This window comes from Sulfitobacter sp. 1A13353, from assembly GCF_043557255.1.
Classification (GTDB): Bacteria; Pseudomonadota; Alphaproteobacteria; order Rhodobacterales; family Rhodobacteraceae; genus Sulfitobacter; species Sulfitobacter faviae.
This window is the reverse complement of the sequence record NZ_JBIFFS010000002.1, coordinates 119209-131280: the sequence shown is the minus strand read 5'-3', so window position 1 is coordinate 131280 and position 12072 is coordinate 119209. Positions and strand designations below refer to the sequence as shown.

Annotated in this window: 10 protein-coding genes; 9 read left to right on the top strand and 1 reads right to left on the bottom strand. The window is 63.8% G+C overall.

Annotated elements, in window-relative coordinates; translation table 11 throughout:
• The first annotated feature begins 25 nt into the window (after positions 1-25).
• The 9 genes from murB to ACGYLO_RS04350 all read left to right on the top strand — a co-directional run bounded on the left by murB (position 26) and on the right by ACGYLO_RS04350 (position 11690).
• Positions 26-973 carry a UDP-N-acetylmuramate dehydrogenase gene (gene murB, locus ACGYLO_RS04390; protein ID WP_271687724.1) on the top strand — a complete coding sequence of 316 codons (948 nt, stop codon included), beginning with the start codon at positions 26-28 and terminating at the stop codon, positions 971-973.
• 85 nt (positions 974-1058) lie between these two features.
• On the top strand, positions 1059-1982 hold the full coding sequence (locus tag ACGYLO_RS04385) for a D-alanine--D-alanine ligase (protein WP_271687722.1): 924 nt from the start codon (positions 1059-1061) through the stop codon (positions 1980-1982).
• Complete coding sequence (locus tag ACGYLO_RS04380; RefSeq protein WP_271687720.1) at positions 1970-2851, top strand: cell division protein FtsQ/DivIB; 882 nt, start codon at positions 1970-1972, stop codon at positions 2849-2851. Before ACGYLO_RS04385 ends, ACGYLO_RS04380 begins: the two co-directional genes overlap by 13 nt.
• Before the next feature lie 30 nt (positions 2852-2881).
• Complete coding sequence (gene ftsA, locus ACGYLO_RS04375; RefSeq protein ID WP_067263257.1) at positions 2882-4216, top strand: cell division protein FtsA; 1335 nt, start codon at positions 2882-2884, stop codon at positions 4214-4216.
• 173 nt (positions 4217-4389) lie between these two features.
• Positions 4390-6000 (top strand): cell division protein FtsZ, encoded by a 1611-nt coding sequence (gene ftsZ / locus ACGYLO_RS04370; protein WP_271687718.1) that lies wholly within the window; start codon positions 4390-4392, stop codon positions 5998-6000.
• A 207-nt stretch (positions 6001-6207) separates the two neighbouring features.
• The gene (gene lpxC, locus ACGYLO_RS04365; RefSeq protein ID WP_271687716.1) at positions 6208-7131 is read left to right on the top strand and encodes a UDP-3-O-acyl-N-acetylglucosamine deacetylase; all 924 of its coding nucleotides are present in this window, start codon (positions 6208-6210) and stop codon (positions 7129-7131) included.
• Between the two features lie 241 nt (positions 7132-7372).
• Entirely contained in the window at positions 7373-8239 is an 867-nt protein-coding gene (locus tag ACGYLO_RS04360; protein WP_067263264.1) for an outer membrane protein assembly factor BamD, read from the top strand.
• A gap of 32 nt (positions 8240-8271) precedes the next feature.
• Positions 8272-9942, top strand: coding sequence for a DNA repair protein RecN (gene recN, locus ACGYLO_RS04355; protein WP_271687715.1), 1671 nt, complete (start codon positions 8272-8274; stop codon positions 9940-9942).
• A gap of 62 nt (positions 9943-10004) precedes the next feature.
• Positions 10005-11690: a chloride channel protein gene (locus tag ACGYLO_RS04350; protein ID WP_271687714.1), complete on the top strand. Its 1686-nt coding sequence runs from the start codon at positions 10005-10007 to the stop codon at positions 11688-11690.
• Positions 11691-11697: 7 nt separating this feature from the next.
• Here ACGYLO_RS04350 and ACGYLO_RS04345 read toward each other — a convergent pair whose 3' ends face one another.
• Positions 11698-12042, bottom strand: coding sequence for a DUF427 domain-containing protein (locus ACGYLO_RS04345; RefSeq protein WP_271687713.1), 345 nt, complete (start codon positions 12040-12042; stop codon positions 11698-11700).
• Between the last annotated feature and the right edge of the window lie 30 nt (positions 12043-12072).

Below are 12072 nucleotides of genomic sequence, written 5' to 3'. Positions count from 1 at the left end.
TTATAAATGCGCTAAGTCCGGCGCCATGATTAAGCTGAACATTCCCGACCTGCGCGGCAGGCTGACCCCAAATCGCGCCCTGAGCGACCTGACATGGCTACGCGTCGGCGGCCCTGCGGATTACCTGTTCCAACCCGCCGATGTGGAGGACCTGTGCCTTTTCATGCGGCGTTTGCCGCAAGGGGTGACGGTTTTCCCCATGGGGGTGGGCAGCAACCTCATCGTGCGCGATGGCGGGCTTCGGGCGGTGGTGATCCGGCTGGGCCGCGGTTTCAACGGGATTGAGATTAACGGCGATCAGGTGACGGCGGGGGCGGCGGCACTCGATGCCCATGTGGCACGCAAGGCGGCGGATGCGGGGCTGAACCTGACCTTTCTGCGCACCATTCCCGGCAGCATCGGCGGCGCGTTGCGCATGAATGCGGGTTGTTACGGCAGCTACACGGCGGATCACTTCGTCTCGGCTCAGGCTGTGACCCGCGCGGGCGAGGTGGTGACCCTTACGGCGGATGACCTCAACTTCCGCTACCGGCAGAGCGATCTGTCGCCCGGCGCGGTGCTGATCGGGGCAACATTTGCGCCGCTTAAGGGAGAGCCGGAGGAGTTGCACGCCCGGATGGAGCAGCAGCTTGCCAAACGGGATGAGAGCCAGCCCACGAAAGACCGCAGCGCCGGATCCACCTTCCGCAACCCGGCGGGCTTCTCTTCGACCGGGAAGGCGGATGATGTGCATGATCTGAAGGCGTGGAAAGTGATCGACGACGCCGGGATGCGTGGGGCCACCGTAGGCGGCGCGCAGATGAGCCCGAAACACTCAAACTTCCTGATCAACACCGGCGGCGCTACGGCCCATGATCTTGAGACATTGGGCGAAGAGGTGCGAAAAAAGGTTTACGCTTCAAGCGGTATAAGGCTAGAATGGGAAATTAAGCGCGTCGGTGAGAAATTGGGCGATCCGGCGCCGCAAAGCTAAGCCGCGGCGCAGCAGCTAAGCCACGGCAGAAGCAAAGAAAACAACGATAGGGGCCGCAAACGGTCCGAGGCGAAGAGGCACTTTGGTGGGTAAGTCGAGCGGACAGACCCCGACAGTGGCGGTATTGATGGGTGGCCCCTCGGCCGAGCGTGAGGTGTCCCTGTCCAGTGGGCGTGCATGCGCCGCTGCCTTGCGGGAACATGGCGGATATAACGTGATCGAGGTCGAAGCCGACCGCGATCTTCCAGCCGTTCTGGCCGATCTCAACCCCTATGCCGTTCTGAATTGCCTGCATGGCCGTTGGGGCGAAGATGGCTGCGTGCAGGGGCTGCTGGAATGGCTCAAGCTGCCCTACACACATTCCGGCGTGCTGGCCTCGGCGCTTGCGATGGACAAACAGCGCTCCAAAGATGTCTTCCGCCACGCGGGGCTGCCTGTGTTGGAAAGCGTCATCGCGCCCAAGGCCGATGTGATGGCCGCCCATGTCATGGCGCCGCCCTATGTGGTGAAGCCCAATAACGAAGGCTCTTCGGTCGGGGTGTACCTCGTGGCTGAGGAAAACAACGGCCCGCCGCAACTGTCCGAAGACATGCCCGCCGAGGTGATGGTCGAGACTTTCGCGCCGGGGCGTGAGCTGACCACCACCGTGATGGGCGACCGGGCGTTGGCGGTGACGGATATCATCACCACCGGCTGGTATGACTATGACGCGAAATACAAGCCCGGCGGCTCGCGCCATGTGGTGCCCGCCGATCTGCCGCAAGAGATCACCGATCTGTGTTTCGATTATGCCCGCCGCGCCCATGCGGCGCTTGGCTGCAGGGGCATCAGCCGCACCGATTTTCGCTGGGACGAAGCGCGCGGGCCCGAGGGGCTGATCCTGTTGGAGACCAACACCCAGCCCGGCATGACCGCCACTTCGCTCTCGCCCGAGCAGGCCGCAGCCTGCGGCATTTCATTCCCTGAGCTATGCGCTTGGATGGTGGAGGATGCTACATGCGATCGCTGATCCGCCGCCGCCCGGAAACGGTCAAGGCCGATCCCGCCCCATCGCGGTGGTCATGGCGCATGCAGCGGTTGATGCTGACGCCGGGTTTCCGCTTTGCCCTCCGCGTGGGGCTGCCCTTCACGCTGAGCCTGCTGGCGGGCACGATCTATATGGCGGACGAAGAGCGGCGCGGCACCGTGGTGCAGGCCATCGCCGACGTGCGCGCCAGCATCGAAGAGCGGCCCGAGTTCATGGTCAAACTCATGGCCATCGACGGGGCGAGCGACATGCTCTCGTCCGAAATCCGCACCGCGCTGCCGCTGGAATTTCCGCTGTCCTCCTTCGATCTCGACCTGCCGCAGATACGCGAGAAGATCACCGGCATCGACGGGGTAAAACAGGCCAATGTGCGCATCCGCCCCGGCGGCGTGCTGCAAATCGACGTGACCCCGCGCGTGCCCGTAGCCGTATGGCGCAGTGAAACGGGGCTGGCGTTGGTGGACAATACCGGTGCCCATGTGGCACGGATCGAGGCGCGGCGCGATCATGCCAACCTGCCGCTGATCGCCGGGGCAGGGGCCGACAAAGCGGTGCCCGAGGCGCTCAAGCTGATCGGGGCCGCGAATGTCTTGGGCGACCGGCTGCGCGGCTTGGTCCGCGTCGGCCAGCGCCGCTGGGACGTGGTGCTGGACCGCGATCAAACGATCATGTTGCCCGAAGAAAACGCGCTGCAAGCGCTGGAACGGGTGATCGCGCTGGAAGGCGCACAAGAGGTTCTTACGCGGGATGTGGCGCGTGTGGACATGCGGTTGGCGGCAAGACCGACCCTTAGAATGAACGAAGATGCCACCCGCGAATGGTGGCACATCAGGCAGCTTTCCGGCCAGTAAGATGGCCATTGGACTCGGGACAGTAACGAAATGATGGACCTATACGACAGTCAGCGTTCGATGCGGCACATGCGCAAATTGGCGATCCAACGCGGGGTGGTCGCCATTTTGGATGTGGGCAGCTCCAAGATCGCCTGTTTGGTGCTGCGCTTTGACGGTGCGGGGCTTGATAGCGACAGCGGCGACATCGGGTCCTTGGCCGGGCAGTCGGGGTTCCGGGTTATCGGGGCGGCCACCACCCGCTCACGCGGGGTCCGTTTTGGTGAAATTTGCGCCATGGGCGAGACCGAGCGCGCGATCCGCACCGCGCTTCAGGCCGCACAGAAAATGGCTGGCATCCGCGTCGATCACGTCATCGCCTGTTTCTCGGGCGGGGAGCCGCGCAGCTATGGGCTCGACGCCTCGGTCGAGTTGGAGGGGCAATCGGTCTCGGAGCAAGACGTGGCGCGGGTGCTGGCGGGCTGCGACGTGCCGGAATATGGCGAGGGCCGCGAGGTGCTGCACGCCCAGCCGGTGAACTTCGCGCTGGATCACCGCAGCGGTTTGGCCGACCCGCGCGGCCAGTTGGGCAACAGCCTCTCGGTGGACATGCATATGCTCACCGTCGACGCCGATACGGTGCAGCATCTGGCCCATTGCATCAAGCGCTGTGATCTGGAACTTGCCGGGATCGCCTCATCATCCTATGCCTCGGGCATCTCGGCGCTGGTCGAGGATGAGCAGGAGCTCGGTGCCGCCTGTATCGACTTTGGCGGTGGCACCACCGGCCTGTCGATCTTTATCAAGAAACATATGATCTATGCCGATACGGTGCGGATGGGCGGGGATCACGTCACTTCCGACATCTCCATGGGCCTGCAAGTGCCGATGGCCAATGCCGAGCGGATCAAGACCTTCTACGGCGGGGTGCATGCCACCGGCATGGACGACCGCGACATGATCGAGATCGGCGGCGAGACTGGTGATTACGAACACGACCGCCGCACCGCCAGCCGGGCGGAGTTGATCGGCATCATGCGCCCCCGGGTCGAAGAGATCCTTGAAGAGGTCCGCGTTCGGCTGGATGCCGCCGGTTTCGACCACTTGCCAAGCCAACAGATTGTGCTTACCGGGGCGGGCAGTCAGATACCGGGCCTTGACGGGCTGGCCAGCAAGATCCTGGGCCAGCAGGTTCGTCTGGGGCGCCCGCTGCGCGTGCATGGTCTGCCGCAGGCCGCGACGGGGCCGGGCTTCGCCTCTGCCGTGGGGCTTGCGCTTTTCGCGGCGCATCCGCAGGACGAATGGTGGGATTTCGACATTCCCGCCGATCGCTACCCGTCCCGCTCGCTCAAACGCGCGGTGAAATGGTTTAGAGACAACTGGTGACCCCAATATCGGGTGAGAAGCCCGAGATAAGGCGGAAACTGGCAAGTTTCTGCCCATATTTAGCGTCAAAACGATGTTTTTTAGGTGACGATGCGGCCCTAGCCCGGTAGGGTCGGGTAAATTTGGTCGAAAAACTCCCGCAGAACGCGGATAACTGGACAGGCGGACAGCACATGACACTCAACCTTTCAATGCCAGGACATGATGATCTGAAACCCCGTATCACCGTCTTCGGTGTTGGCGGGGCAGGCGGCAACGCGGTCAACAACATGATCGAAAAGCAACTTGACGGTGTTGATTTCGTCGTGGCCAACACCGACGCGCAGGCGCTGCAACAGGCGCAGGCCGAGAACCGCGTGCAACTGGGCATCAAAGTGACCGAAGGTTTGGGCGCAGGCGCGCGCGCCTCTGTCGGCGCCGCCGCTGCCGAAGAGAGCATCGAGCAGATCGTCGACCACCTTGCGGGCGCGCATATGTGCTTCATCACCGCTGGCATGGGCGGCGGCACCGGCACCGGGGCGGCTCCGATCATCGCGCAGGCCGCGCGTGAACTGGGCGTGCTGACCGTCGGCGTCGTGACCAAGCCCTTCCAATTCGAAGGCGCCAAGCGCATGCGTCAAGCCGAAGACGGCGTCGAGACGCTGCAAAAGGTCGTCGACACGCTGATCATCATTCCGAACCAGAACCTCTTCCGTCTGGCGAACGAAAAGACCACTTTCACCGAAGCCTTCTCGCTTGCCGATGACGTGCTGTACCAAGGTGTGAAGGGCGTGACCGACCTGATGGTCCGTCCGGGTCTCATCAACCTCGACTTCGCCGATGTCCGCGCCGTGATGGACGAGATGGGCAAGGCGATGATGGGAACGGGCGAGGCCGAGGGCGAAGATCGCGCCATCCAAGCTGCCGAGAAAGCCATCGCCAACCCGCTGCTGGACGAAATTAGCCTGCGCGGTGCCAAGGGCGTGCTCATCAACATCACCGGCGGTCAGGACCTTACCCTGTTCGAACTCGACGAAGCGGCCAACCGCATTCGCGAGGAAGTGGACCCCGAAGCGAATATCATCGTCGGCTCCACGCTGGACGAAAGCCTTGGTGGCCTGATGCGCGTCAGCGTTGTCGCCACTGGCATCGACGCCACCGATGTGAACACCGAAATCCCGGTCCCGCGCCGCTCCATGAGCCAGCCTTTGCGTCAGAACGTATCGGTTGACGATGTGGCACAGGTTTCCGCCGCGCAGGCACCGGTTGCCGCATCAGTTACTGCCGAAGCGCCGCAGGAAGTTGAACAGGCTGCCCTGTTCCAAGACCTCCAGCCGACACAGCGTGAGCAGGACCAGTATGAGGACGAGAACGTTGTCGAAGATGACGACGGTCTGCCCGCACCGGCCTACCAGCCCGAAGTGGCCGCATTCGAGCCGCGTCAGGAAGAGAACATCGAAGCGGAGCCTGAAGCCTTCGTCGCACCGCGTGCGCCGACCCCCGGCACACCGTCCCCCGAAGCGCTGGCCCGTCTGCGCGCCGCCGCTCAGAAGGCCGCGCCTGAGCAGCACCGTCAGGCCCAGCAGCAGCAGGGTGAGCAGGGCGACAAGGGCCGTTTCGGCATCAACTCCCTGATCAACCGGATGACCGGCCACGCCGAAGGCGAGGCGCAAGCCCGCCCCGCGCGTCAGCAGCCGCCGGTGCAAACCCGCGCCTCTGCCGCCGCGCCGCAGCCGCAGGAAAACAACGATCCCGATCAAGAACGCATCGAAATCCCCGCGTTCCTGCGCCGTCAGGCCAACTGAACTGATCACGATAGATGACGAAAGGGCTGCCTTAGGGCGGCCCTTTTTCTTTTTAGAACAACGCCTTGCTCCCGGATAAGCGCAGCCGCGCTCAAATGTTGCAGTGATGTTTCAGACCGTTGCAAAGATTGAGTTGAGCAAAACGAACCCGCCCCTTAATCCAGAGTTCAACACACAAGAAGATGTTCGAAGCTTGAGGATGACCCGGTGCAGACAACGATCAAATCAGCGGTAAGTTTTACTGGCACAGGCCTGCACTCCGGTCTGCCTGCGACGGTGACACTGCGCCCGGCGTCGGCCCATCACGGCATCTGGTTCTCGCGCAGCGATGTGGCGGTCGGTGACCGTCTGATCCCCGCCCGCTGGGACGCGGTGAACCGCTCGCCGCTCTGCACCAAGCTGGAAAACCCCACCGGCCTGTCGATCTCGACCGTCGAGCATCTGATGGCCGCCGTGGCGGGCTGCGGCATCCACAACCTTTTGATTGAGATCGACGGCCCCGAAGTGCCGATCCTCGATGGTTCCTCCGTGCCTTTCGTGCGCGGCATCATGCAGCGCGGTCTGCGCCAGCTTGCAGCCCCCGTGATGGCCTTCGAAGTGCTGAAAACCGTCACCGTGCAGGATGGCGACGCGGTTGCGACGATCTCGCCCGCCGATACGCTGCGCATCGACTTTGAGATCGACTTTGCCGATGCCGCCATCGGCCAGCAGCGCAAGTCGCTGGTGATGAACAATGGCTCTTTCGCGCGCGAACTCTGCGACAGCCGCACCTTCTGCCGTCAGGCGGATGTCGAGGCCATGCAGGCCAATGGTCTGGCGCTTGGTGGCGAAGCGGGTGAGAACGCGGTGGTTTTTGACGGCGATGCCGTCGTCAGCCCCGGCGGCCTGCGCCACGCGGACGAACCTGTGCGCCACAAGATGCTCGATGCGCTCGGCGATCTGGCGTTGGCCGGGGCACCGCTCTTGGGCCATTACGAAGGCAAACGCGCGGGCCATTCGCTGACCAACACGCTGCTGCGCGCGCTCTTTGCCACGCCGGACGCCGTGCGTCTGGTGGCCTGCGATGCGGCGCAAACGGCGCGGCTGCCCGGCTCCGGCCTGATCTGGGATGAAATCCCGCAGGTTGCCTGATCCCGGGGAAGGGGAACAGCACCGCGAAGCGCAGGGCGCTTAGGCGGCGAAGTGCCATTGAACGCCCTGCCAATGCCTTGTATTCACTAAGCCGAAGTGACAAGCCTGACCCAGCGATGCGCCGCCGCGCAGCCGCCTGCGGGCGGGGGCGGAATGGGCGTTTTGCAACGCAGTTTATTGTGCTAGTCACATGCGCAAGAGGGTCAAAGACCATGGGTTGGACGATGCAAGGGGTGCGGGCATGACGGTAGCGGGATCGCGCAAGCGGACGATCAGTGCGGTGCTTCTGGTCGCGACATTGGCAGCCTGCGGCGGTGGTGACGGACGCTCTGACGGGAACTTCTTTAACCCGCAGGAAATCCCGCTTGAAACCTATTCGGCTGAGCAGATTTTCGAGCGTGGCGAATATGAGCTGACCAACAACAACCCCGGCGAAGCGGCATTTTATTTCGCCGAGATCGAGCGTCTCTATCCCTATTCCGAATGGGCCAAACGCGCCCTGATCATGCAGGCTTTCGCCTATCACAAGGATCAGGACTATCCCAACAGCCGCTCCGCCGCGCAGCGCTTCATTGATTTCTACCCCGCCGATGACGATGCCGCCTATGCGCAGTACCTCTTGGCGCTGAGTTATTACGATCAGATCGACGAAGTGGGCCGCGATCAGGGGCTGACCTTCCAAGCGTTGCAATCCCTGCGCGCCGTGATCGAAGGCTACCCGGACAGCGAATATGCCCGCTCTGCGATCCTGAAATTCGACCTCGCCTTCGACCATCTGGCGGGCAAGGAGATGGAGATCGGCCGCTACTACCTGCGCCGCGATCACTATACCGCCGCGATCAATCGCTTCCGCGTCGTGGTCGAGGATTTCCAGACCACGACACACACTGCCGAAGCGCTGCACCGTCTTGTCGAAGCCTATCTTTCGCTCGGCCTGAACCATGAGGCGCAGACGGCGGGGGCCATCCTTGGCCACAACTACCGGGGGTCTGAGTGGTATGAGGACAGCTACAAACTGCTGACCGGGCGCGGCCTTGAGCCTGCCTTCTACAAAGACAATTGGCTGGGTGCAGCCTATCGCCAGACCATCAAGGGCGAGTGGCTTTAAGGGGGGTGGGGTCGCCCATCCAACGGTTCTAGATGCTGCGCGGACTTGATATTTCAGACATGCTGATCATCGACCGGCTGGAGCTTGGCTTCCAGCCGGGGCTGAACGTGCTGACCGGTGAGACCGGCGCGGGCAAGTCCATCCTTTTGGATTCGCTCGGCTTTGTTCTGGGCTGGCGCGGTCGTGCCGATCTGGTGCGTCAAGGGGCCGAACAGGGCGAGGTGACCGCATGGTTCGATCTGGCGCCCGACCATCCGGCCCATGCGGTGCTCGAAGATGCGGGGCTGCCCGCCGGGGATGAGTTGATCCTGCGGCGCATCAACACTTCCGACGGGCGTAAGACCGCTTGGGTCAATGACCGCCGCTGCTCGGGCGAGGTGCTGCGCCGCCTGTCGGAGACATTGGTGGAACTGCACGGCCAGCATGATGACCGCGGCCTGCTGAACCCACGCGGCCACCGTGCCATTTTAGACGACTACGCCGGAAATGCCGCTGCGATTGCCAAGGTGCGCGAGGCGTGGAACGCCCTCGGCGCCGCCCGCAAAGCCGCCGCCGCCGCTGCCGCCGAACGCGAGGCCATCGCCGCTGAGGAAGAGTTCCTGCGCCACGCCGTGGCCGAGTTGGACAAGCTCGACCCCGAAGCGGGGGAGGAGGCCACCCTCGACACCCGCCGCCGCCAGATGCAGGGGGCCGAGAAAATCCGCCGTGACGTGGTCAACGCTTATGAGTTGTTGGGCCAAGGCGGGGCAGAGACCGCCATGGGCGACGCGCTGCGCTGGCTCGACGGGGTGGCCGACAAGGCCGAAGGCGCGCTGGAGGGCCCGCTCGCCGCGCTCAACCGCGCCATGGTGGAGCTGGACGAAGCGATGTCTGGCGTGGCCGATGCGATCGACGGCATGTCGTTCGACCCCTATGAGTTGGAAGCCTGCGAAGAGCGGCTCTTTGCAATCCGCGGCTTGGCGCGCAAACATGACGTGCAGCCCGATGAACTGGCCGGTTTCGCCGACATGCTGCGCGCCAAGCTCGACGCGCTCGATGCAGGCGAAGCGGCGCAGGAGGGGCTGGAGAAAGCGGTTCGCGACGCGCAGGCGCTTTACGACGAACGGGCCACTGCGCTGACCGAGAAGCGCCGCAAGGCAGCGGCCAAGCTCGACAAGTCCGTGGCGGCAGAGCTTGCCCCGCTCAAGATGGAACGCGCAGTGTTCCAGACGCAATTGACCGAAGAACCCGCAGGCCCCGAGGGGCGCGATGCGGTCTCTTTCACCGTCGCCACAAACCCCGGCGCGCCTGCCGGGCCCTTGGGCAAGATCGCCTCGGGCGGTGAACTCAGCCGTTTCCTTTTGGCGCTAAAGGTTTGCCTGACCCAGACCCAATCCGGCCTCACCCTGATCTTTGACGAGATCGACCGCGGGGTAGGGGGCGCGACCGCCGACGCCGTGGGCCGCCGCCTGAAGGCGCTGGCCGCCGAGGGGCAGGTCTTGGTCGTCACCCATTCGCCGCAGGTCGCAGCCCTTGGCGCGCATCACTGGCGTGTGGCGAAATCGGTGACTAAGGGCATGACCACCTCCACCGTCACCCCCCTTGCCGCCGAAGAGCGCGTTGATGAAGTCGCACGAATGCTCGCGGGCGATACGATCACCGATGCGGCCCGCGCGGCGGCGGAGGCATTGCTTAACGGGCAACAGGGCGCGACGACTTCTTAAATGGCGGTTTTACCCAAGGTCAGCTTGCCCTAGACAGAAAGGGTTCAACTGGTCTTAGTCCCATGCCCCTGCAAGATAACGCATTCTTTTCCCAACAACTTCAGCAGGCGCTCGGCGGCTGCAAACAGGGCTGGACGGTGCTGCGCACCCGCGGGCCGGGGAAGGTCACATTCTGGTTTATCGCGCTGCTGGCGGGCATCGCCGCGGGCTTTGCCGCCCTGTTCTTTCGCAAGGGGATCAACTGGTTGCAGGCCACGCTTTATGGCACGGACGATGTGCAATTCCTGCACAGCTTCCTTGCCGGGCTGCCGTGGTATTGGGTGGTGCTGATCCCCACCTTGGGTGGGTTGCTTGTGGGATTGATCCTGCACCGTTTCACCCGCGACGGGCGCGCGCGCAGCGTGGGCGATGTGATCCTCGGCGCTGCTATGCACGACGGTCGGGTCGAGACGCGGGCCGGGGTGGCCTCGGCGCTGGCCTCGCTCATCACCTTGTCCACGGGCGGCTCATCGGGGCGCGAAGGGCCGGTGGTGCATCTCGCCGCCGTGATCTCGACCAAGATTAGCCGCTTTATCAAGGCCGATGGGATCACCGGGCGGGATCTTTTGGGCTGCGCCGTGGCGGCGGCAGTCTCGGCCAGCTTCAACGCCCCCATCGCTGGCGCGCTTTTCGCCCTCGAAGTGGTGCTGCGCCATTTCGCCGTCCATGCCTTTGCCCCCATCGTCATCGCCTCCGCCGCGGGCACGGTCATTAACCGGCTGGAGTTCGGTGGGCTCACGGAATTCGTCCTACCGGGCCTTGGCGACGTGCAATTCTACGTCGAACTGCCCGCCTTCCTGCTTTTGGGGCTGACCTGCGGTCTGGTCTCGGTCGTGCTGATGCGCGCGATCTTCTGGGCCGAGGATTTCGGCAACTACTTGCAAGCCCGCACCGGCCTTGCCCGCTGGCTGCGCCCGGCGGTGGCGGGGGCGATCCTTGGCGTCATCGCGCTCTGGTTCCCGCATATCATCGGCGTGGGCTATGAGACGACTTCCCGTGCGCTGGTCGGCGAACTGGTGCTGCATGAGGCGATCATCTTTGCCGTGCTCAAGGTCGCCGCCGTGGCGATCACGCTTGGCGGGCGGATGGGCGGCGGGGTGTTCTCGCCCTCGCTGATGCTGGGCGCTTTGACCGGGCTTGGCTTCGGGATCATCGCCACCGGTGTCTTCCCCGAGATTTCGGGCTCTTCCTCGCTCTACGCTCTGGCGGGGATGGGCGCGGTGGCCGCCGCCGTGCTGGGCGCGCCGATTTCAACCACACTCATCGTATTTGAGATGACGGGCGACTGGCAGACCGGTCTGGCCGTGATGGTCGCCGTCAGCATGTCGACCGCGCTGGCCTCCCGGCTGGTCGACCGGTCCTTCTTCCTCACCCAGATGGAGCGGCGCGGCATCCATCTGGCCGCAGGTCCGCAGGCCTATCTGCTCTCGATGTTCATGGTGGGCCGCATCATGCGCCGCCCCGATGATGAAGACGCGGCCTCGGAAGACGCCTGTTGGGATTTGATCGACAAGGGTACCTATATCGACGGCAGCGCTACGCTAGAGGCCGCTTTGCCGCTGTTCGACCAGACCCATTCCGACTTTATCCCGGTGGTCACCCTCAGCGCGGATGCGCCGCCCGAATTGCTGGGCGCGCTGTTCCACGTCGATGCGCTGAAAGCCTATAACCGCGCCCTCGCCGCCACGGCAGCTGAGGAGCATTCCTGAGCCGCGCTCAGATCCGTTCGATGGCGATTTCCTCCATCGGGGTGAAGGCCAGATAGCCCTTGATCTCGGCCACATCCGCCTTCGGGTCTTCATAAGACCAGACGGCGTCTTGCAAGGTCCGGCTCTTGGTCACCACCGAGAAATAGGTCGCATCGCCCTTATGCGGGCAATGGCTGGTCTTCTCAGTGCCATCGAGGAAAGCCATGGCGATGTCGCCACGCGGGAAATAGATCACCGGCGGATAGTCCCCCTCGCGCAGTTCCAGCGCGCCCGTGGACTCGCCCAATACGGCCCCGCCAGCGCGAACAACCCATGTGCCCTCAGCCGGAGTAATCTTGATATGGTCGGCCATGCCGTACCCCCCTTTACTTAAATCGGACGC

What these genes read in the sequence shown, in the direction of transcription:
- murB (WP_271687724.1), top strand. Translation starts at nt 26, where the DNA reads ATGATTAAGCTGAACATTCCCGACCTGCGCGGCAGGCTGACCCCAAAT.
- ACGYLO_RS04345 (WP_271687713.1), bottom strand. Translation starts at nt 12,042, where the DNA reads ATGGCCGACCATATCAAGATTACTCCGGCTGAGGGCACATGGGTTGTT.
- ftsA (WP_067263257.1), top strand. Translation starts at nt 2,882, where the DNA reads ATGATGGACCTATACGACAGTCAGCGTTCGATGCGGCACATGCGCAAA.
- recN (WP_271687715.1), top strand. Translation starts at nt 8,272, where the DNA reads ATGCTGCGCGGACTTGATATTTCAGACATGCTGATCATCGACCGGCTG.
- ftsZ (WP_271687718.1), top strand. Translation starts at nt 4,390, where the DNA reads ATGACACTCAACCTTTCAATGCCAGGACATGATGATCTGAAACCCCGT.
- ACGYLO_RS04350 (WP_271687714.1), top strand. Translation starts at nt 10,005, where the DNA reads ATGCCCCTGCAAGATAACGCATTCTTTTCCCAACAACTTCAGCAGGCG.
- ACGYLO_RS04380 (WP_271687720.1), top strand. Translation starts at nt 1,970, where the DNA reads ATGCGATCGCTGATCCGCCGCCGCCCGGAAACGGTCAAGGCCGATCCC.
- ACGYLO_RS04360 (WP_067263264.1), top strand. Translation starts at nt 7,373, where the DNA reads ATGACGGTAGCGGGATCGCGCAAGCGGACGATCAGTGCGGTGCTTCTG.